The 20,466-nt window shown below is 59.2% G+C and carries 16 protein-coding genes; 7 read left to right on the top strand and 9 right to left on the bottom strand.

Annotation, left to right across the window (positions count from 1 at the left end):
* Window positions 1-95 precede the first annotated feature (95 nt).
* Window positions 96-1,019: a DMT family transporter gene (locus EDF70_RS06450; protein ID WP_132272462.1), complete on the top strand. Its 924-nt coding sequence runs from the start codon at window positions 96-98 to the stop codon at window positions 1,017-1,019.
* A 107-nt stretch (window positions 1,020-1,126) separates the two neighbouring features.
* Entirely contained in the window at window positions 1,127-1,456 is a 330-nt protein-coding gene (hspQ, locus tag EDF70_RS06445; RefSeq protein ID WP_132272461.1) for a heat shock protein HspQ, read from the top strand.
* Window positions 1,457-1,535: 79 nt separating this feature from the next.
* Here hspQ and EDF70_RS06440 read toward each other — a convergent pair whose 3' ends face one another.
* The 4 genes from EDF70_RS06440 to EDF70_RS06425 form a co-directional block, all read right to left on the bottom strand.
* The gene (locus EDF70_RS06440) at window positions 1,536-2,558 is read right to left on the bottom strand and encodes a TAXI family TRAP transporter solute-binding subunit (RefSeq protein ID WP_165931944.1); all 1,023 of its coding nucleotides are present in this window, start codon (window positions 2,556-2,558) and stop codon (window positions 1,536-1,538) included.
* A gap of 276 nt (window positions 2,559-2,834) precedes the next feature.
* The gene (locus EDF70_RS06435; RefSeq protein WP_132272459.1) at window positions 2,835-3,866 is read right to left on the bottom strand and encodes a TAXI family TRAP transporter solute-binding subunit; all 1,032 of its coding nucleotides are present in this window, start codon (window positions 3,864-3,866) and stop codon (window positions 2,835-2,837) included.
* A gap of 22 nt (window positions 3,867-3,888) precedes the next feature.
* On the bottom strand, window positions 3,889-4,776 hold the full coding sequence (locus tag EDF70_RS06430) for a hypothetical protein (protein WP_132272458.1): 888 nt from the start codon (window positions 4,774-4,776) through the stop codon (window positions 3,889-3,891).
* A gap of 730 nt (window positions 4,777-5,506) precedes the next feature.
* Window positions 5,507-6,142 (bottom strand): invasion associated locus B family protein, encoded by a 636-nt coding sequence (locus tag EDF70_RS06425; RefSeq protein ID WP_132272457.1) that lies wholly within the window; start codon window positions 6,140-6,142, stop codon window positions 5,507-5,509.
* A 273-nt stretch (window positions 6,143-6,415) separates the two neighbouring features.
* Here EDF70_RS06425 and EDF70_RS06420 point away from each other — a divergent pair, with 273 nt between their 5' ends.
* The 3 genes from EDF70_RS06420 to EDF70_RS06410 are packed head-to-tail and all read left to right on the top strand — an operon-like array spanning window position 6,416 to window position 9,900.
* Window positions 6,416-8,221: an extracellular solute-binding protein gene (locus EDF70_RS06420; RefSeq protein ID WP_132272456.1), complete on the top strand. Its 1,806-nt coding sequence runs from the start codon at window positions 6,416-6,418 to the stop codon at window positions 8,219-8,221.
* 52 nt (window positions 8,222-8,273) lie between these two features.
* Window positions 8,274-8,945: a DsbA family oxidoreductase gene (locus EDF70_RS06415; protein ID WP_132272455.1), complete on the top strand. Its 672-nt coding sequence runs from the start codon at window positions 8,274-8,276 to the stop codon at window positions 8,943-8,945.
* Window positions 8,946-8,949: 4 nt separating this feature from the next.
* Complete coding sequence (locus EDF70_RS06410) at window positions 8,950-9,900, top strand: DMT family transporter (RefSeq protein WP_132272454.1); 951 nt, start codon at window positions 8,950-8,952, stop codon at window positions 9,898-9,900.
* Window positions 9,901-9,952: 52 nt separating this feature from the next.
* Here EDF70_RS06410 and mfd read toward each other — a convergent pair whose 3' ends face one another.
* Complete coding sequence (gene mfd / locus EDF70_RS06405) at window positions 9,953-13,492, bottom strand: transcription-repair coupling factor (RefSeq protein ID WP_132272453.1); 3,540 nt, start codon at window positions 13,490-13,492, stop codon at window positions 9,953-9,955.
* Window positions 13,489-13,818 (bottom strand): succinate dehydrogenase assembly factor 2, encoded by a 330-nt coding sequence (locus EDF70_RS06400; protein ID WP_132272452.1) that lies wholly within the window; start codon window positions 13,816-13,818, stop codon window positions 13,489-13,491. Before EDF70_RS06400 ends, mfd begins: the two co-directional genes overlap by 4 nt.
* A 220-nt stretch (window positions 13,819-14,038) precedes the next feature.
* Here EDF70_RS06400 and EDF70_RS06395 point away from each other — a divergent pair, with 220 nt between their 5' ends.
* Window positions 14,039-15,049 carry a dienelactone hydrolase family protein gene (locus EDF70_RS06395; RefSeq protein ID WP_132272451.1) on the top strand — a complete coding sequence of 337 codons (1,011 nt, stop codon included), beginning with the start codon at window positions 14,039-14,041 and terminating at the stop codon, window positions 15,047-15,049.
* Window positions 15,050-15,164: 115 nt separating this feature from the next.
* Window positions 15,165-17,270: an ATP-dependent DNA helicase RecG gene (gene recG, locus EDF70_RS06390; protein WP_132272450.1), complete on the top strand. Its 2,106-nt coding sequence runs from the start codon at window positions 15,165-15,167 to the stop codon at window positions 17,268-17,270.
* Here recG and EDF70_RS06385 read toward each other — a convergent pair.
* Genes EDF70_RS06385 through glmS form a run of 3 tightly spaced genes read right to left on the bottom strand, consistent with a single transcriptional unit; the run spans window position 17,248 to window position 20,285 of the window.
* Window positions 17,248-17,946, bottom strand: a complete 699-nt coding sequence (locus EDF70_RS06385; RefSeq protein WP_132272449.1) for a DUF502 domain-containing protein — start codon at window positions 17,944-17,946, stop codon at window positions 17,248-17,250. The genes recG and EDF70_RS06385 overlap by 23 nt on opposite strands.
* 12 nt (window positions 17,947-17,958) lie before the next feature.
* A complete protein-coding gene (locus EDF70_RS06380) occupies window positions 17,959-18,462 on the bottom strand; it encodes an N-acetyltransferase (protein ID WP_132272448.1) in 504 nt (167 codons plus the stop codon).
* Complete coding sequence (glmS, locus tag EDF70_RS06375) at window positions 18,459-20,285, bottom strand: glutamine--fructose-6-phosphate transaminase (isomerizing) (protein ID WP_132272447.1); 1,827 nt, start codon at window positions 20,283-20,285, stop codon at window positions 18,459-18,461. Before glmS ends, EDF70_RS06380 begins: the two co-directional genes overlap by 4 nt.
* Window positions 20,286-20,466: the final 181 nt, after the last annotated feature.

The following is a 20,466-nucleotide window of genomic DNA, read 5'->3' as shown; positions in this document are numbered from 1 at the left end:
TTCGGCCGCATGCCGCAAACGGCGGGACAAAATCCCGCCGTTTCTCGTTTCATCTCGTCTCAGCCATTTCGGCGCCATTCCTTTTCCGGTGCACCATGCCCGATCAATCCAAACCCGATCCTGCACGCCCGCTCGATTGGCTGATTTTCGCCCTCGTGCCGCTTTTCTTTTCCACCAACATCATTTTCGGCCGCGGCATCATTGGTGACGTGGCGCCCTATACCACCGCCTTTCTGCGCTGGACCGGCTCGACGCTGGTGACACTGCCCTTCATTTTCGCCGATCGCCGCGCAGTCTGGACCTTCGTTAGCCGTCATTTCTGGCTCTGGCTGGTGCTGGGCGGACTTGGCATGGGCATTTGCGGCGGTGTCGTCTATTGGTCGCTGAACTACACCACGGCCGCCAACGGCACGCTGATTTACACGACGTCGTCGCTGTTCATCATCCTGTTCCAGTGGATGTTCGCCGGCCGAACCATTGGCATCCGAGAACTGACGGGCATGGCGATCGCTTTCGCCGGCGTCATCGTCATCGTATTGCGCGGAGATCTCTCGGCACTGCTGCATCTCGATTTCAATATCGGAGATTTCGGCATCCTGATCGCGGCGATATCGTTTGCGACCTATTCGATCCTGCTGCGTCAGCCGGCGTTACAGGAGCTGCAGCCGCTGTCACTGTTCGGCATCATCGCGTTGTCGGGTGCGCTGGTTCTTCTGCCGCCGACCATCTACGAATTTTTCACCGATGGCCCTCTGCCGGATGAGCCGATGGATTGGGCAAAAATCGCAGGCATGGTGGCCTTTGCCTCACTTGCCGCGTTTTACTGTTTCCAGCAGACTGTGCGCGTGTTCGGTCCGGCTCAGGCGGGTGTCACGCTCTATCTCATGCCACCGGTTTCGATCGTCATGGCCATCGTCTTTCTGGGCGAAAGTTTTGCCACCTATCATGCCATCGGCATTCTGCTTGTGCTGGGTGGCGTCATTCTGGCGACCATGCCGAAGAAAGCCAGAGCGAGCTGAAATTCGCGGAATTTTCGCCTTTTAGGGAGCCTTTTCAGCGCTGAAGCATTGCCCTTGTAGCGTGGGAACAGAGTGACCACATAATGTTGCGAAAGGAAGTTCGCGCCATGAAACAACGCAACGCAAAATTCACCATCGGCGAAGTCGTTCGCCACAAGGTTTTCCCGTTCCGGGGCGTCGTGTTCGATGTGGATGCCGAATTCGCGAATACCGAGGAATGGTGGAACGCGATTCCGGAAAATATCCGCCCGAACAGGGACCAGCCCTTCTACCACCTCCTCGCCGAAAACGACGAGCAGGAATATGTGGCCTATGTCTCGGAGCAGAATCTGGAGCATGACGACAGCGAACAGCCGCTGCGCAGCGACAACGTCATGCGGATCTTCGATCGCAGCCCTTCCGGGGAGCTGAGGCCGAAGGCGATACTCGCCCATTAGGTGTCTGAAAAGCTGTTCAACCTCAAAAAAGGGCGCCATGACGGCGCCCTCAATATTTTTCAATCAAGCGGTTGAGCCCTCATTTCTTGAGGCGTTCTCCGAGAAGATTGAGATATTCGCTGTTATCGCTGCTGCTGGCAGCCTGACTGCATGAAACCTTGTAGTTCGGGTCGAGACCCTTGCGAACACACATGCCGATTTCCCAGCCCTTGGGGATTTCGGTCAGATCGACATCCTTCCATTTTGGGTGTCCGGTCCGGCGCAGCTCGTCGATATTATCGACAATCAGGCTGGTGACATCCGAAACCGCCTTGCAGGAACTGTTGTAATAGGCGTTCTTGCCGGTGCCATACTCGTAGGTCATCAGCAGTGTCTTGACCGCGACCGTCTGCACGGCGGTTCGCTGATACGGATACATACCTGCCGGGATCGTCACCGTCTTGTAGCTTGCCCGCAGCAATTCATCTGTGATCGGCACCAGATGAAAAGTACTGTCGATCCGCTTATCGGCCAATGCTGCCACCGGCGCTCCGGCGACGCGGATCATTGCATCAATCTCGCCCTGTCTTAAAAGCTCGATCATCTCGTCTGTGGTACCGGTAACACGCTCGGCGACGGGGATGCGCAGAATATCGAACATCAACTGCGATGTCAGATAGGCCGTGCTGTCTTTCTCACCGACGCCAATGCGTTTTCCGCGCAGATCCTGCAGGGTGCTGATGTTGTCAGGTGCCAGAACATGCACTTCGGCATCAAACAGCGGGAGCATGATACGCATACCCTGAACCGCTTCCTTGACGTCGGCATTCTGCCCCTTGTAGCTGCTCAAATAATTCAAGAGGTCGCCGTCAACGATGCCGAACTGGGTGTTATGGCGATTGCGAACCCCAAAAAAGCTTTCCAGCGCGCCTTTGGATGCCACAACACTCAAAGGCAAGCCGCATCTGTCGCCAAGCCCGGCGATATCCTCGGCGATCAACCCCTGTGTTGAACCTGCGCCTGCCGCCATGATGTGGCGCTCGGCTTCCTGCGCTGACGCGACCTGGGAACCAAGCGCGCCGATCAATGCCAGACCAATTAATTTAAGTGTTCCAAATCTCACGGGAGTCCTCGTAATTTTCCTATTGTTTCCGTTGCCGTCATTGCAGTCCTTGGCGCGGTCACGTCCGGCGCCCCGTCACGGTCATTCCTTTTTGACGTAGTGTCGCAGCGGAGTAGGCGCTCGTTGCGTCGTATTCCCGCGGGCAGGTATGACCTGCCAATCTCACTTGCGCCCGTTCCCGGTCGACTGCATGACAATGCCGATGCGTATCTGAGAAAGGCCGGCGCCTTCAGAAACGGGCACCGGCCTTTGCCGCTTCAAAACTATACGGAGCGTCTACTGACGCAGGCGATTGCGCAGCAGATCGAGATACTGCTGGTTATCGGCACTATCGACCTGTTCGGTGCAGCTGACCTCATAGGTCGGCTCCAGGCCCTTGCGCACGCAGGAGCCCACTTCCCAACCTTTCGGGATTTCCGTCAGATTGAGTGTCTTCCATTTCGGATGGTGACCGACACGGCGAAGCTCGTCCAGATTGCCAACGATCAGGTTGGTGAAATCAGCCACCGCCTTGCAGGAGTTTCTGTAGTAGGCGTTCTTCTCCGAACCATATTCATAGGTCATCAGCAGCGTCTTGCTAGCGATTGTCTTGATGGGTTCTCTCTGGAATGAATAGGTGCCCGCCGCCAGCGTTACCGGCTTGTAGCTGGCATGCAGAACGTCATCGGTGATCGGGACCATATGGAATGAATTGTCCAGCCGTCCGTCCGTGAACATCGGCATCGGGGCATTGCCCACCTTCAAGAGCGCATCGATCTCGCCCTGGCGCAGCAGTTCGATCATCTCATCGGCCGAGCCTGCAACGCGTTCAGCGACCTGAATGCGCAGGATGTCGAGAATAAGCTGCGAGGTCAGGTAGGCCGTGCCGTCCTTCTGGCCGACGCCAAGCCGCTTGCCGCGAAGATCCTGCAGGCTGTTGATGCCGGCGCGTGCAACGACGTGCACTTCGGCATCGTAGAGCGGCAACATGATGCGCATGCCCTGAATGGCCTGTTTCACATCATCGTTGCTTCCGCGGTATGCGGAGAGGTAATTGAGAATATCGCTATCGACGATGCCGAACTGCGTATTGTGTCGGTTCCTGACGCCGAAAAAGTTTTCCAGCGACCCGTGTGAATCAACGACATGCAGCGGGAGACCGCATTTGTTACCCAATTCGGCGATGTCGCGCGCAATCAAGGTCTGACTGCCGCCTTCCATGGACGCCATGATGTTGCGATCCGATTCTTGCGCCCGGGCCATGCCGGGCAAAAGACTGCCGATCACAGCCAGAGCGAACAAATTGAGTGATGCTAACTTCAAGAACATTCCCCCTTAGTGACGCGGTAGATCAGCAATCGCTATCGAGATCCCTAACCAGGTTTCTGAGTGGTACGACGGGCACCGGGTTTCCGAACACCTTTTCAAGGCTCACGGTCACGCAAGCACCTGCCGTCAATTCATCTTTCAGGCCGCTCCGCTGCGAAGCCGTCAGCGTATCCAGGCCTGTCGCCCTGGACAGCGCGGTTTCGACGTCCGAACCACTGCGAGGGGCGCGGGCGGAACGCGAATCCGACAAGCTTGCCGTCGTTTCGGATTCCATCTCGTCCCTGCGGTCCGACAGGGCCGCGCTACGGCTTGCCGTGTCCTCGATGATCCGCTGGAGAGCAATAGAGTCATCGCTGGCGGCGGATGACTGCGGGCGCGCGCTGGTTTGCGTCTGGGAAGAGAAACCCGGCGCAGACGTATTTGTCGGCGCGGCGTAGGAAAGCGCATCCTGGCTCGGCTGAGCCGGCTCGGATACGGTCACGGCCGTTGCCACGCGGTTCGCCGCAGGCTCGGGTTGCTGCCGAATTCTTTCGAGTGCGGTCGCGGTTTGCTCCGCCGCCTGCTCTGCCTGAGCGCGGCGGCGGGATTCATCACTCACCTGATCGCGAAGTGCCTCGACCTGCATCTGCAGTTCGGCGGCTTTAGAGGCGGCTTGACGTGCCTCCTCTTCCCACCTGTTTGTCTCGGTCACGGAGCGAGAAACGACACCGTTCTTCGCATTTTCATTGGCAACCGGAGCCGGGATCGCCAACGCTGCGGTTTCCGGCCGACGTTGATCGAAGAAGCTCATGACTGCGGCACCTGCGATAAACGCAACAGGCACGGCCATGCTCCAGGTGACCGCGCTGAATCCCAGAAATTGATGGGCGCCGCCCTCGACTTCTTCTACTTCATCCCAACGAGTACGCACTGCAAAACCTTTTTTCCGATTGGGGAGTGTTGTACCGATATGTTACTTATTCAGCAACTTCGAAAGGCCACATTCACTCGTAAAATACTTATTTAGCGTAAACGAGGTTAGTGCCACCCTGTTGTTTCAGGGAAACTTAATGTAGATTCAGTAAAGATTTGGAAATGCTTCGCGCAATGGTATGATAAACAATGGCATAGCAGCTTATGGTTGCGATAAAGACTATAGATAAGCTCTACTTCATGACGCTACTACGTTCTGCGCTTAGGTCAAACCTGATTTTTCTAGTGCTCCACTATGTTCATCCTGCGCAGGCGGGACGAGATGGAGAACAAATCGTTAAATCTGAAAAATGCATCCGATTATAGAGTGCTGGGTAAATATACCCTGCGCGTTGCTTCAGCATCATCTATGGCGTGGCATCACACGATGTGAGGCCGTACGTTGCCAAGTGCTAGAGAACGTTTGAGCTAATTTGCACCATTCTGCCGGAGCAGGTTTTCGTCAGGGCAGAGGTGATCGGCGAAGTGCATGCCTTCCGGTAGGTTCGAGCCGATCGCCTCTGATCCTGGCGGAAAAATGCCCAGCCCCTCGGGGGGGGCTTACGCGGGCCGCCTAAGCCAACAGAATGATGCAAATTAGCTGCGACGTGCTTTGGAGACAAAAAAAGAGGCGCCCGCGAGGACGCCCCTTTATCATAAACGCTTCGACATCATGCGATGCCAGAAGATTACTGACCCTGCTTGGCCGCGTTCTGCGCGTCCTCAAGCTTCTTGCGGGTCTCTTCAGCCTTCTTCTGCATGCCTTCCTGCAGCGAACGCTGGCTTTCGGCAACCTGCGATTCAGAAATCGCCGGGCCATCGAAAACGCCGGTGAAACCGGAAAGCGTGATCTTGATCGGGTTCGGCGCGCGACGGAAGTTCACCGAGGTGAAGACAACTTCGGTACCCTTCTTGAGGGCGGCGAGGTTGGCATCCGTCAGCGGTGCTTCGGCAATGCACTTGTCCGGCAGGCAGACGGTGTAATCCATCTTCTGGCCCTTGCCGCCATCGATCTGCATGGTGATGCCCGGAGGCAGCAGGCGTGCGGTCGGAACCGAAACCTGCATGATCTTGCGAGTTTCCTTGCCCTGCAGCGTCATCAGGCCAACGGCGGTGATGAGCTGACCGTTCTGGGCGAGCTGGACGTTCTGGACGACGCAGAGGTCGTTTTCGCCCTGCTTGGCGCAGGTCTTGTACCACTGGCCCGGAGCCGGGCCGGCCGGTGCGGCCTGCTGAGCGGAAGCGGCGAAAGGAACTGCAGCCGTGCCGACCGTCAGAGCCAGAGCCGAAAGGGCCCGCGTGATGTTGTTTGCGTTAAGCGTCATAACGAAATCCGTCTCCTGAAATCCGTCCGAGAGCGACGATGCCGCTCGATATCGGGTTGCCTTCCTGCGTTCACCTGTCGGTCAAATGAGGCATTTGAATGACCCCCCGCGTTGAGCAACCTGTTACATCGCAGCTTCAGCGATATCCAGTGCCCGCGAGAATTTTCTTCGTATCAACCTTTATTTCCGCGGTGTTTGATTTGGTTTCCGCCACAAGCATGGTCTATTTTGCGCAGAATCATAAAGCATCATCTTCGAATGAAAGCCGCCCGCATGCGCAGACCGTCAGCCATACTTCTTGTCTTCTTGCTGGCCGGTACAGCAAGTGCGGAACCGCTGCACGGTATAGCCATGCATGGGCAGCCGGCGCTCGCCAGTGACTATACACATTTTCCCTACGTCAATCCAAATGTGAAAAAGGGCGGGCGCATCACTTATGGCGTTGTCGGCACCTATGACAGCCTCAATCCTTTCAACCTGAAAAGCATCCGCACCACCGCACGCGGGGTCTGGGATCCGTCTTTCGGCAATCTCATCTACGAATCACTGATGACGCGATCCAGCGACGAGCCTTTCACGCTGTATGGTTTTCTCGCCGAAAGCGTCGAATGGGACAACGACAGAACCTTTGTGCAGTTCAATCTCAATCCGAAGGCAAAGTGGTCAGACGGCCAGCCTGTCACACAGGACGACGTGATCTTTTCCTTCGAGGTGCTGCGCGACAAGGGCCGCATTCCGTTTTCCCTGCGCCTGAACTCGGTAGAGAAGATGGAAAAGGTCGGCGAGCACGGTGTTCGCTTCACCTTCAACGACAAGGCCACGCGCGAGACACCGCTCATTCTGGCCACTGCCACGCCAATCCTGCCGAAACACGCCATCGACGTGGACACGTTCGAACAATCCACGCTGAAACCACCGATCGGCTCCGGTCCCTACCGCGTGAAATCCATTTCGCCGGGCGAGCGCATCGTTTACGAGCGCAATCCCGACTATTGGGGCAAGGACATCCCCTCGAAGGTTGGCTTCGACAATTACGACCAGATCGCCATCGAATATTTTCTGCAGGACAACACCCTGTTCGAAGCCTTCAAGAAGGGTGCGATCGATGTCTATCCTGATGGCAGCCCCACGCACTGGACACGCGCCTACGATTTCCCGGCCGTCAACAATGGCAGCATCGTCAAGGACGCCTTCCAGCCGCAACTGCCGACCGGCATGCTCGGCTTTGCCTTCAATGTCCGCCGGCCATTGTTTGCCGACGTTCGTGTCCGTGCGGCCCTCTCGCTGGCCTTCGATTTCGAATGGGCCAACAAGAACCTCTTCGATGGCGCCTATACGCGTACGGAAAGTTTCTGGCAGAATTCGCCGCTCTCGGCGCTCGGTAATCCGGCCGACGAACGCGAGATCGCTCTTCTCGGCAAGGCGAAGGATCGGATCGAACCCGATATCCTCGATGGCAGCTATCGCCTGCCGAAGACCGACGGCACGGGCGGTGACCGCACCGTCCTGAAAAAGGCAGTCGATCTGCTGCAGGAAGCCGGATACACGATCCGCAACCGCCGCATGGTCGATAAAAAAGGCCGCCAGCTTGCTTTCGAGGTGATGACGCAAACGCAGGATCAGGAAAAGCTGGCGATTGCCTATCAGCGCAGCCTGCGGCTGATCGGTGTCGCCATGACGATCCGCACCGTCGATGATTCGCAATATCAGAGCCGCTCTGGCAGCTTTGACTATGATGTCATCGTAAAGTCCTACCCATCGTCGTTATCGCCGGGTATCGAGCAGGTCGGACGCTGGGGCTCGGTGGCCGCCAAGTCTCCGGGCAGCTTCAATTTTGCCGGAACGGATGATGCCGATCTGGACCGGATCATGGATGCCATGCGGCTTGCCCGCAACAAGGAAGACTTTCAGGCCTCCGTACGCGCCTTCGATCGCCTGCTTCTTTCCGGCCATTATCTGGTGCCGCTTTACCATATCCCGCAGCAATGGGTGGCGCGCTGGAAACGTATCGATCGTCCGCAGGCGTTGCCGCTTTACGGCTACCAGTTTTCCACCTGGTGGGACGCCCGCGTACAATAATTGAAATCCTGCCGCCTCCTCCCGGCGGCTGTTCTGACATAAGGAGTTCCGGATGGAACGGCTCACTATCGACCTCGTTTCGGACGTCGTCTGCCCATGGTGTTATCTCGGCAAGGCAAGGCTCGAGCTGGCCATTGCCGAAGTTCAGGATGAGGTCGGCATCGACGTCAACTGGCGTCCCTACCAGCTCAACCCGGACATTCCGGCGGAAGGCGTCGATCATCACAAATACGTGGCGGAAAAGCTGGGTGGCGAAGACGCCGTCAAACAGGCCCATGACCGTCTGCGCGAATTCGGCAAGGAAATCGGCATCAATTTCGATTTCGCCGCCATCAAGATCGGCCCGAACACGCTCGATGCCCACCGCCTCATGCACTGGGCGATGATGGAAGGCCGCGAGCTTCAGGACAAGGTAGCGACCGCGCTCTTCAAGGCCAACTTCGAGGAAGGCAAGAATGTCGGCGATCAGGCCGTTCTTCTCGACATAGCAGAACAATCGGGCCTCGACCGCAAGGTCATCGAAAACCTGCTTGGCACCGATGCCGACAAGGACACGGTGCAGGCGGAAATCACTGCTGCCAAGGACATGGGCGTGACCGGCGTGCCGTTCTTCATCATCGACCAGCAATATGCGGTAAGCGGTGCCCAGACCCCGGATGTGCTTGCCAACGCATTCCGCGAAATCGCGGCTGCCAAGGCCGAAGCCCGCAAGGCGATGAACTAAGACCATGACCACTGTTTCGAAAGACCATGCTCTCAAGGGCGTCCTGATCGCCTTCGCCTCCTTTGCCGCCTATGCATTCAGCGACGCCAGCGTCAAATTGCTGGAAGGTACGCTCAGCCCCTATCAGGCCTCGTTCCTCGGTGCCATTTTCGGTGCCATGGCCCTGCCCTTCATCATGAAGCCGGGCGACCGCTGGACCGATGTGTTTGCCACCACCAACCGACCGCTGTGGATCCTGCGTTTTGCAGCCCAGGCCGGCGGCACGATCGGCAGCGTCACCGCCTTCACCCATCTGTCGATGGCGGAGGCCTTTGCGCTGATCTTTCTGCTGCCGTCCTTCGTCACCATCATGTCGGTGGTTTTCCTCAAGGAACAGGTCGGATTTCGCCGCTGGGGCGCCGTCATCATTGGTTTCGTCGGAGTGATGATCGTGCTGCGACCGGGCTTTCGCGAGCTTTCGATCGGCCATCTCGGCGCCGTGTTCGGCGGTTTGAGCGGCGCCATCTCGATCGTCATCTTTCGCGCTATGGGACCGTCGGAGAAGAATATTTCGCTTTATGGCGCCGGCGTTCTCGGCACGCTGGTCGTCTGCGGCGCGCTGGCCATTCCCGGTTTCCAGGTGCCCACGGCCATGCAATGGGTCTGGCTTGCCGGATACGGCGGTTTTGCCGCCATCGCCGCCATCCTGTTGATGTATGCGGCCGCCTATGCCCCCGCCACACTGATCGGCCCGACGCAATACAGCCAGATGCTCTGGGCGGTACTGTTCGGTTATCTTGTCTTCGGCGATCATATCGACCTGCCGATGATGATAGGCATTCTGTTGATCGTCGGCTCCGGCCTGCTGACGCTGGTGCGCGAACGCGTGCGTGGCACGCCGCTGCCGCCATCGATCGGCACGGATGCGCAGGCCGCCGCGATGGTTTCGCCGGAAGAACCGACCGAGCAGAAATAAATCGAAACACAGCTGAAACGAAAAATCCCCGGGCGACAAACCCGGGGATTTTTTATGCCTTGGCCAGTTCGGCCATCTGGCCCATCACCTGGGCAGCGGTCACCAGCCGTTTTTCCGGCGTGGGCAGGTCGCGGGTCAGGAACACGCTGTGGTCCGGCCGGATCTTGGCCATCGTGCCCTGCTTGGCGATGAAACCGACGAGATTGGCCGGGTTCGGGAACTGCTTGTCGCGGAACTGCAGCACGATGCCCTTCGGCCCGGCATCCACCTTTTCGACATTGGCCTTGCGGCACAGCGACTTGATGTAAACGACCTTGAGGAGGTTCTGCACCTCCTTCGGCATAGGCCCGAAACGATCGACCATTTCGGCGCCGAAACCGTCGATTTCGGCAAGCTCCGTCAGTTCGCCGAGGCGGCGATAGAGGCCCATGCGCAGATGCAGGTCGGGCACATAATCTTCCGGGATCATCACGGTGATGCCGACGGAAATCTGCGGCGACCAGCCGGTATCGGTGATCTCGTCGTCACCCTTCACTTCGGCCACAGCCTCCTCCAGCATCTGCTGGTAAAGCTCGAAACCGACTTCCTTGATATGACCCGACTGTTCCTCGCCGAGCAGATTGCCGGCGCCGCGAATATCGAGATCGTGGCTCGCCAGCTGGAAACCGGCGCCAAGCGTGTCGAGCGACTGCAGAACCTTGAGACGACGTTCGGCCATCGTGGTGAGCTGCTTGTTGACCGGTAGCGTGAACAGCGCGAATGCGCGCACCTTGGAGCGACCGACACGGCCACGCAGCTGGTAAAGCTGGGCGAGACCGAACATGTCGGCCCGATGCACGATCAGCGTGTTGGCGGTCGGTACATCCAGGCCGGATTCGACGATCGTGGTCGACAGAAGCACATCATATTTGCCGTCGTAGAAGGCATTCATGATGTCTTCGAGATCACCGGCCGCCATCTGGCCATGGGCAACCGCCACCTTGAGTTCCGGCACGTCGGAGCGCAAAAACGCTTCGATTTCCGGCAGGTCGGCCAGACGCGGGCAGACATAGAAACTCTGCCCCCCACGATAATGCTCGCGCATCAAGGTTTCGCGGATGACCAGCGGGTCGAAGGGCGAGATGAAGGTTCTGACCGCCATGCGGTCCACCGGCGGCGTGGTGATCAGTGACAGTTCGCGCACACCGGTCATGGCAAGCTGAAGCGTGCGCGGGATCGGCGTTGCCGACAGCGTCAGCACATGCACGTCGCTCTTCAGCTCCTTCAGACGTTCCTTGTGTTTGACGCCAAAATGCTGCTCCTCATCGATAATGAGAAGCGCCAGATTGGCGAACTGGATGCCGGTGCCCAGCAGCGCATGCGTGCCGACGACGATATCGACCTTGCCGTCGGCAACATCCTTCTTGGTCTGTGCCAGCTCCTTGGCCGTCACGAGACGCGACGCCTGCGCCAGCTTGATCGGCAGACCACGGAAACGTTCGGTAAAGGTGCGGTAATGCTGGCGGGCGAGCAGCGTGGTCGGCACCACGACCGCCACCTGCGCACCATTCATTGCAGCGAAGAAGGCGGCGCGCAGCGCCACTTCGGTCTTGCCGAAACCGACGTCACCGCAGACGAGGCGATCCATCGGCCGACCGGCGGCGAGATCCTCGCGCACGGAATCGATGGCGCCGGCCTGATCCTCGGTCTCGTCATAAGGAAAACGCGCGGCAAATTCGTCATACAGTCCTTCCGGCGTCGCCAGAACCGGCGCACGCCGCGTGATGCGGGTGGCGGCGATGCGGATCAGCGCATCGGCCATGTCGAGCAGGCGCTTTTTCAGCTTGGCCTTGCGGGCCTGCCATGCGCCGCCGCCGAGCTTGTCGAGCTGCGCTTCCGCCGCATCCGAACCGTAGCGTGACAGGATGTCGATGTTTTCCACCGGCAGGAACAGTTTTGCCGCATCGGCATAATGCAGTTCAAGGCAAGCGCGCGGCGCACCTGCCGCCTCGATCGTCACAAGCCCGACGAACCGGCCGATACCATGCTCGGCATGCACGACCAGCGAACCTTCATCGAGGCCAGCCACTTCGGTGAGGAACTCCGCTCCACGCTTGCGGCGCTTGCCACGGCGCACCATGCGGTCGCCCAGAATATCCTGCTCGCCGATGACGACGAGATCGCCCGTCTCGAAACCCGCTTCGAGGCTCATCACGGCCGCAGCCGCCTCGCCTTTCTCCAGCTTCTTGAGATCGTCGAGCTTTTCGATCTGGCGAATACGCTTCAGGCCACGCTCGTCCAACACCTGCAACAGGCGGTCGAGCGAACCGGCAGACCAGCCGGTAATCAGCACCTTGTCGCCTTCGGCGCGCTTGTCGGCGATATGCTTGACGACCAGATCGAAAACGTTGACGCGCCCAGCCTCGCTATCGGCGTCGCGTTCCGGCGTTTCCGATTGCGTCTCGGCCTGGGTTTTTGCCCAGCGCGGACCGGCATGGGCGTCGAGCGAAAGAACCTTGCGGCCTTCGGAATCCATCTCGTTGAACGGCGTCAGGCGGATCGCACCGGCCTCGTCGAGACCTGCCGCAAAGCTTTTGCCGTCAAGATAAAGCTGCCCCGGCGAAACGGGTTTGTAGGGTGCGGCCTGCATGGCCGCCCCCTTGCCTTTGCCCTGAATGCCGCTGTCGCGCCGCGCCTCAAAATAATCGATCACCAGCTTGGAGCGTTCGGCCGCAGCTTCCCGTGCCGTATGGTCGGTGACGATACGAAAACCCCGCAGATAATCGAATGCGGTTTCCAGACGGTCGTAGAACAGCGGCAGCCAGTGTTCCATGCCCGCATATCGCCGGCCTTCGGAGACGGCCTGATAGAGCGCATCGTCCCGGTTGGCTGCGCCGAACAGCGACAGGTAGTTCTTGCGGAAGCGGCTGATCGTATCGGGCGTCAGCGTCACTTCGCTCATCGGGTTGAGATCGAGCGAACGCTCCTGTCCCGTCGTGCGCTGGCTGGCCGGATCAAAACTGCGGATCGTTTCCAGCGTGTCGCCAAAGAAGTCGAGGCGCACCGGCTCTTCCGTACCCGGAACAAAAACGTCGAGAATACCGCCGCGCACCGCAAACTCGCCGACTTCGCGCACGGTCGACACACGGTCGAAACCATTGCGCTCAAGGCGGGCGGCAATGTCGTCCATGCGGATCTGGTTGCCGGGTTTTGCCGAAAAGGCGAGGCTTTCGATCACATCCGCCGGCGCGATCTTCTGCATCATCGCATTGACGGTGACGAGGACGATAGCCGGATGCTGCTTTTTTGCATGCGCGATCAGGCCGGAAAGGGCCGCCAGACGACGCGCCGACGTATCGGCGCTCGGCGACACGCGGTCATAAGGCAGACAGTCCCAGGCAGGCAGCGTCAGGACCGGAATTTCCGGCGCGACGAAACCCAGCATTTGTTCCAGATCGGCCATGCGCTGGCCGTCGGAGATCACATAGGCGACCGGCTGACCGGCGCGCGCCATTTCGGCCAGCAGCAGCGGCTCGATACCGGTCGGCACATTGCCAATGATCAGCGGCGTCGAACCGGCGGCAATCTTCTTCGCATCGAAACCGGAAATCATCGGAAGGCATCACCCTTTGCATTCAGGCTTTCGCGGGTCACCAGATCGAAATCCGGACGATAGGAGGCAAGACGTTCGAAGAGCGGCGTGCGATATCGTTCCGGAACCGGAACGGCGCCTGTGATCCAGCTGTTCAGGTCCGCATCTTCCTCGGTCATGATGATCTCGAATGCGTCGAGTTCTTCGTCCGTCAGCGCGGAAATCTGCTCTTCAGCGAACTGCCCGAAGACGAGATCCATCTCGCGGATACCGCGATGCCAGCAGCGATAGAGGATGCGCCTGCGGCGCGGGTCGAGGTCTGCGCTGGTGCGCGTCAGTCCAGTCATGTCCGAAACCTTTGTTGCGTGCCCTCTATAGAGCAAGCCTTGGAGCGGTGGAAACCGGTTTTTCGGCAAAACCTGCCGAATGATGGCGCTTCTGACGCGGCCTCGCCAAATCCGCGCCCTTGGATGGAGTTTATCGCGCATTCAAAGTTGCAAAGCGGCATTCTATTTGTGACAAATAATCATATTAATGTGTTTCTCTGTCATCTTCTGGGAGGTATTCATGCGGCGTTTCGCCATTCTTGTTGCGCTGCCTTTGCTGTTCCTCGCGTCCGTGTGTGGCGCACAAAACCTGTCCGGGCAGCCATCCTATGCCGCCGGTTTTTCCCGACTGCCGGTGGAGACGGCAGAGGGCGCATTCGACATGTTTATCTGGTATCCGACATCCGTCGCGGAAGAACCATGGCAGGCCGGCCCGTTCACGATTTCGGCGACGCGTGGTGCTGCACCGGTAAAGGATCGTCGTTTTCCGGTGGTGCTGTTTTCGCATGGCAGCGGCGGCACGCCTCTTTCACATCGCAACCTTGCCGCCATGCTGGCCCGCGCGGGATATATTGTCGTCGCGCCTTTGCATGTGGGTGACGCCGCCGGCCATCCGCGTCTTGCAGATAAGCCAAAAGTTCTTTCGCTTCGGCCGCGCCAGGCGACGGCGGCATTGGAAGCGTTCCTGCAGAATGCCCGTTTTGCGCCGTTTATCGACGCGGAACGGATCGGCATGATCGGTTATTCCGCGGGTGGATATACAGCCCTCGTTCTGGCTGGCGCCCACCCGAATTTCCAGCAGGCCATCGCCTATTGCGCCACCGAGGGGCGCAGTGACATCGGATCGTGCGGACAGGCGCGGGACAGACCTCCCCAGCCGGCAGCAAGAAACGACGCTGCCCTGCCCCAAACGAATATTCGCCTCAAGGCAGTCGTTCTGATGGATCCCCTCGGCATGCTGTTCGATCAGGCGGGTCTTGCTGCGCTGACAATGCCCATCCTGATGATGCGGCCACAGGACGATTCCTACCTTCGTGCCGCGCCCAACGCGCTGGAATTGGTCCGAAATCTGCCAAAGAGACCGCAGGAAACGGTCGTTGAAGGCGCCCATTTCGTCTTCATCGATCCCTGCCCGGAAGTGGTGCGCGCAGAAGCCGCCCTTATCTGCGAAGATGCCCCAACGGTCGATCGGGTCAAAATCCATGTCGATATCGAACGCGATGTCCGCGATTTTCTCGGCGTGCATCTGTAAGGGGCGCGCGTTTCACATCTGAACAAACGCAGCCACGCCATCGCGGCGTTGAAATGCATCGATAAAGCATTTCGGCCCATTGCCAATTCGGCCTCTCCGTCGCATGTAACAAGGCATGCGACCCGCCGTGCTTGATCCGCTATTTTCGCCTGTTTCCGCGCTTGCCGGCGTCGGACCAAAACTTGCCGACATGATCGCCAAGGTCACCGGTCGGGAGGATGCCGACGACTGCCGTGTGGTCGATCTGCTCTTCCATGCGCCGTTTTCGCTGATCGATCGCCGCAACCGGCCGGGCATCGCGCTGGCGCCGCAGGGCACCATCGTCACCATCGAAGGCCGTGTCGATCGACACATGCCGCCACCGGCGCGCACCAACCAGCCCTATCGCGTGTTTCTCCATGACGAGACCGGCGAACTGGCGCTGACCTTTTTCCGCGCCAAGGGGAACTGGCTGGAAAAGACGCTGCCCATCGACGAACAGGTGATGGTCAGCGGCAAGGTCGACTGGTTCAACGGCCGCGCCTCGATGATCCACCCGGATTTCATGGTAAAGGTTTCGGAGGCGGAAAATCTGCCGCTGGTCGAGCCGGTCTATCCGCTCACCGCCGGTCTGTCGCCGAAAACGCTGCGCAAGGCGATCGAACACGCCGTCGCGCGCCTGCCAGAGCTTGCCGAATGGATCGACCTCAACCTCACGCAGCGTCAGTCCTTTCCATCCGTTTCGGATGCGTTTCGAGATCTGCACGACCCGCGTGATGCCGCCGATATTGACCCGCAGGCACCGGCGCGTCGTCGTCTAGCCTATGACGAATTTCTCGCCGGTCAGGTGTCGCTGGCGCTGGTCCGGCAGAAGATCCGAAAGGTGCCGGGCACGCCGATCCGGGTAAAAGGCGATATCGCCGCAAAGATCATCGCCGCGCTGCCCTTTTCGATGACCGCCAGCCAGAAACGCGCCGTCGAGGACATCTTGAAGGATATGGCCGGCGAAGACCGCATGCTGCGGCTGTTGCAGGGCGATGTCGGTGCCGGCAAAACGCTGGTGGCGCTCCTCTCCATGGCGGCAGCCGTCGAAAGTGGCGGTCAGGCGGTGCTGATGGCACCGACCGAAATTCTTGCCCGCCAGCATTTTGCGACGATTGCGAAACTGGCGGATGCCGCCGGTATCACCGTCGATATCCTGACAGGTCGCACCAAGGGCAAGGAACGCGAGGCGATCAGCGAACGCATTGCATCCGGCGAGGCGCAGATCATCATCGGCACGCATGCGCTGTTTCAGGATACGATCAGCTACCACAACCTGGCGCTGGCGGTGGTGGATGAGCAGCATCGTTTCGGTGTCCACCAGCGCCTGCGGCTGACGTCGAAAGGCATCTCGCCGCATATGTTGGTGATGACCGCAACGCCAATTCCGCGCACGCTGGTGCTCGCCGCCTTTGGCGACATGGACGTATCGAAACTCACGGAAAAACCGGCAGGCCGCAAACCGATCCAGACCGTGACCGTGCCGACCGAACGGCTGGGAGACATTGTCGGCCGTCTGCGAAGTGCCGTTGCAGAAGGCAAGAAGGCGTACTGGATCTGCCCGCTGGTGGAAGAATCCGATGTGGTGGAACTGATGTCTGCGGAAGAACGCTTTGCCATCCTCGCCCGCGAACTCGGCGAAAAAAATGTCGGCCTCGTGCACGGCCGCATGTCGGGTGCGGAAAAGGATGCCGTCATGGCGGCGTTCAAAAGTGGCGAAATCCGCCTTCTGGTCGCCACCACCGTGGTCGAGGTCGGCGTCGATGTGCCGGATGCAACGATCATGGTCATCGAACACGCCGAACGTTTCGGTCTTGCCCAGCTGCACCAGCTGCGCGGCCGCGTCGGCCGTGGTGCCGATGCCTCCACCTGCATTCTGCTTTACAAGGGCCCGCTCAGCGAGACCGGCCATGCTCGTCTATCCATCCTGCGCGACAGCGAGGACGGGTTTCTGATTGCCGAGGAAGACCTGAAACTGCGCGGCGAAGGCGAGCTGCTCGGCACCCGCCAGTCAGGCACGCCCGGTTTCAAGCTTGCCAGCCTCGAAGCGCATGCCGATCTTCTCGAAATCGCCCGCAAGGATGCGAGCTATCTGTTGGAAAAAGACCCGGACCTCACCAGCGAACGCGGCGAGGCGATGCGTGTGCTGTTGTACCTGCACCGCCGCGACGAGGCGATCAGGTTTTTGCGGGCGGGATAGGGGCTGCCAGAACCGGCACTTCCGCCGTTTTTGGCGCCCAGTCCGGTGCGATCAGGCCACCGGAGATCAGCAGGCGCGCGCCCTCTTCCGGCGTCATGTCGAGCATGACGATCTTGCTTTTTGGCACGAACATAAGAAAGCCGGCGGTCGGAACCGGTGTGGGTGGCAGGAACACGCCCACCATCTCCTCGCCATCCGCATTCAGCTTGGCAGCGATTTCGCCCTGCGCATCGCCGGCGATGAACACCAGCGCCCAGCTGCCGGGGCTCGGAAATTCAATCAGCCCGCATTTCTTGAAGGATGTCGACTGTTCCTTCAGCACGGTCTCGAAAATCTGCTTGAGGCTTTTGTAGAGGGTGCGCACCAGCGGCATGCGATGCAGCACCGACTCGCCAAAGTTGACGATCGTGCGGCCGATCAGGTTCTTGCCGAGAAATCCGATCATGGTGATCAGGATGACGGCGATCAGCAGACCTGTACCTGGAATGGTGACGTCGAAATAATATTGTGGGTCGTAACGCTGCGGGATGTATGGCGTTACCCAGCTGTCGGCCCAGTCGATGAAGGTGAAGGTCAGCCAGATGGTGATCGCCAGCGGAGCACAGATGATCAGGCCTGTGAGGAAATTATTTCTGAGCCGACCGGCCAGCGACAGTTTTTCGAGGGGATCGGTCATAAAAACCTGAATTTATGCTGAGTCGACGCCAAAGGCGGCATGGAAGGAAAGAATGCCGGATGGCACCTGCCCCCGCAAGGGCAAGGCCATCAAATATTCAGGAGGCAGACCGGGAGTGGTGAGGCCAGCGCCGCTCAGGAAGCCGAAACGCGTGTAGTAAGCCGGCTCACCAAGCAGCACGCATCCGGCCGCGCCACGTGCCTTCAGCGCCTGCAAGCCATCACGGATCAGATCACCGCCGACACCCCGGCCTTGATGTTTCGGCAGAACCGAAACGGGACCGAGCGCATACCAATCGGGTTCACCACTGGAAAAACGCACTCGTGAAAAGGCGATATGGCCAATGACAGCAGCGTCATCAACCGCCACCAGAGACACGGCCAGCGCAGCGGCAGCTCTCAGGCGGTCGATGATGGCAGGCTCGCTGCCATCGCTGTGAGGGGCACCGGCGAAAGCCTCCGCAGTGACGGCGGCGATTGCCGCCACATCGCCGGGTTGCTCAGGCCGCAAAATCACTCGACCGTCACCGATTTTGCCAGATTGCGCGGCTGGTCGACATCCGTGCCCATGAAGACGGCCGTGTGGTAGGCCAGCAACTGGATCGGCAGGGCGTAGATCATCGGCGAAATCACTTCGTCGACTTCCGGCAGCACGATGGTCGCCATGGTCGGCAGCTTGGTGGCCGCTGCACCCTTTTCGTCGGTGATGAAGATGATCTTGCCGCCGCGCGCCGCCACTTCCTGCATGTTCGACACGGTCTTGTCGAAAAAGCGGTCGTAAGGGGCAATGACAATGACGGGCATGTGCTCGTCGATCAGCGCGATCGGGCCATGCTTCAGCTCGCCGGCAGCATAACCTTCGGCGTGGATATAGGAAATTTCCTTGAGCTTCAGCGCGCCTTCGAGCGCCAGCGGATAGCTGGTGCCGCGGCCGAGATAAAGCACGTCCTTGAAACGCGACAGATCGCGCGCCAGGCTCTCGATCTGCGGCTGCACGGCATTGAGCACACGGCTCATGATGCGCGGCATCTCGATCAGATGGCCGATCATTTCCTTTTCAGCCGCAGCATCGATCGTGCCACGCGCGCGCGCAGCACCGATGGCAAGCGAGGCCAGAACCGCCAGCTGGCAGGTGAATGCCTTGGTGGAGGCAACACCGATTTCCGGGCCGGCCAGGATCGGGAAGACAGCATCGGATTCACGCGCGATGGTCGATTCCTGTACGTTGACGATGGCGCCGATCTTCAGTCCCTGCTCCTTGGCATACCGCAGCGAAGCGAGCGTATCGGCCGTCTCGCCGGACTGCGAAATGAACAGAGCGGCCTGCGTCGGCGACAGAGGCAGTTCGCGGTAACGGAATTCCGAAGCGACATCGATTTCGACCGGCAGGCGGGCATAACGCTCGAACCAGTATTTGCCGACGAGGCCGGCGAGATAGGCGGTGCCGCAGGCGGAAATGGCAAGGCCCGACAGCTTGGCGAAATCGATCGTGCCGGCCTGCGGCTTCAGTGCGTTGGCAGCGAAATCGACATAATGGCCAAGCGCATGCGAAATGATTTCCGGCTGCTCGTAGATTTCCTTTTCCATGAAGTGGCGGTGGTTGCCCTTGTCGACAACATAGGCCGCCGCCTGCGAAATCTGGCTCTGGCGCTTCACCGGCTTGCCGGAATAGTCGGTGACTTCGAGCTTGTCATGGGTGATGACGGCAAAGTCGCCATCGACCAGATAGGTGATCTCGTTGGTAAACGGCGACAGCGCGATCGCATCCGAGCCGAGGAACATTTCACCGCGACCGTGACCGATGGCCAGCGGCGGTCCAAAGCGGGCAGAGAGGATCGTGTCCGGTGCATCCTTGAACATCACGACAAGCGCGTAGGCGCCGTGCACGCGGTTCAGCATCTTCAGCATGGCGGCGCGATGATCGAGGCCTTCGCGCGTGTATTTGGCCAGAAGATGCGCAACGACTTCCGTATCGGTTTCGCTTTCGAACACGGCGCCTTCGGCGACCAGTTCGTCCTTCAGTTCCGAAAAATTCTCAATGATGCCGTTATGGACGACAGCGACGCCATCGACAAAATGCGGATGTGCATTCGGCACATTCGGCACGCCATGCGTGGCCCAACGGGTATGCGCGATGCCGATATTGCCCGGCAGCGGCTCGCCGTCCAGTGTCTTTTCGAGGTTGAAGAGTTTGCCTTCGGCGCGGCGGCGATCCATCACGCCGTCATGGATGGTGGCGACACCGGCCGAATCGTAGCCGCGGTATTCGAGCCTGCGCAGCGCATCGACCAGACGCTCTGCCACAGGTCCTTTTCCGACGATCCCGACAATTCCACACATGTACGCTTTTTCCTAAGTTGTTTGATCCGAGCGAATACCTAGCCGATCCAGTGACTTACGCAATCCGGCCGACAGTCACTTTCGGTGTCGCAGCGTAACGCTCCACCGTTAACATTTAGAAACACGTAAAGAGCGAGTTTAAACGCCCTAAAAAGAAAGGGAGCGCGGTATTCCGCACTCC

The sequence above is a fragment of the Neorhizobium sp. JUb45 genome, assembly GCF_004343585.1.
Lineage (GTDB): Bacteria > Pseudomonadota > Alphaproteobacteria > Rhizobiales > Rhizobiaceae > Neorhizobium.
This window is presented reverse-complemented; position numbering and strand designations above follow the sequence as displayed.

Coding starts and splice junctions, on each gene's coding strand:
- EDF70_RS06450 (WP_132272462.1), top strand. CDS start 96: ATGCCCGATCAATCCAAACCCGATCCTGCACGCCCGCTCGATTGGCTG.
- hspQ (WP_132272461.1), top strand. CDS start 1,127: ATGAAACAACGCAACGCAAAATTCACCATCGGCGAAGTCGTTCGCCAC.
- EDF70_RS06435 (WP_132272459.1), bottom strand. CDS start 3,866: ATGTTCTTGAAGTTAGCATCACTCAATTTGTTCGCTCTGGCTGTGATC.
- EDF70_RS06425 (WP_132272457.1), bottom strand. CDS start 6,142: ATGACGCTTAACGCAAACAACATCACGCGGGCCCTTTCGGCTCTGGCT.
- EDF70_RS06420 (WP_132272456.1), top strand. CDS start 6,416: ATGCGCAGACCGTCAGCCATACTTCTTGTCTTCTTGCTGGCCGGTACA.
- EDF70_RS06415 (WP_132272455.1), top strand. CDS start 8,274: ATGGAACGGCTCACTATCGACCTCGTTTCGGACGTCGTCTGCCCATGG.
- EDF70_RS06410 (WP_132272454.1), top strand. CDS start 8,950: ATGACCACTGTTTCGAAAGACCATGCTCTCAAGGGCGTCCTGATCGCC.
- mfd (WP_132272453.1), bottom strand. CDS start 13,492: ATGATTTCCGGTTTCGATGCGAAGAAGATTGCCGCCGGTTCGACGCCG.
- EDF70_RS06400 (WP_132272452.1), bottom strand. CDS start 13,818: ATGACTGGACTGACGCGCACCAGCGCAGACCTCGACCCGCGCCGCAGG.
- EDF70_RS06395 (WP_132272451.1), top strand. CDS start 14,039: ATGCGGCGTTTCGCCATTCTTGTTGCGCTGCCTTTGCTGTTCCTCGCG.
- recG (WP_132272450.1), top strand. CDS start 15,165: ATGCGACCCGCCGTGCTTGATCCGCTATTTTCGCCTGTTTCCGCGCTT.
- EDF70_RS06385 (WP_132272449.1), bottom strand. CDS start 17,946: ATGACCGATCCCCTCGAAAAACTGTCGCTGGCCGGTCGGCTCAGAAAT.
- glmS (WP_132272447.1), bottom strand. CDS start 20,285: ATGTGTGGAATTGTCGGGATCGTCGGAAAAGGACCTGTGGCAGAGCGT.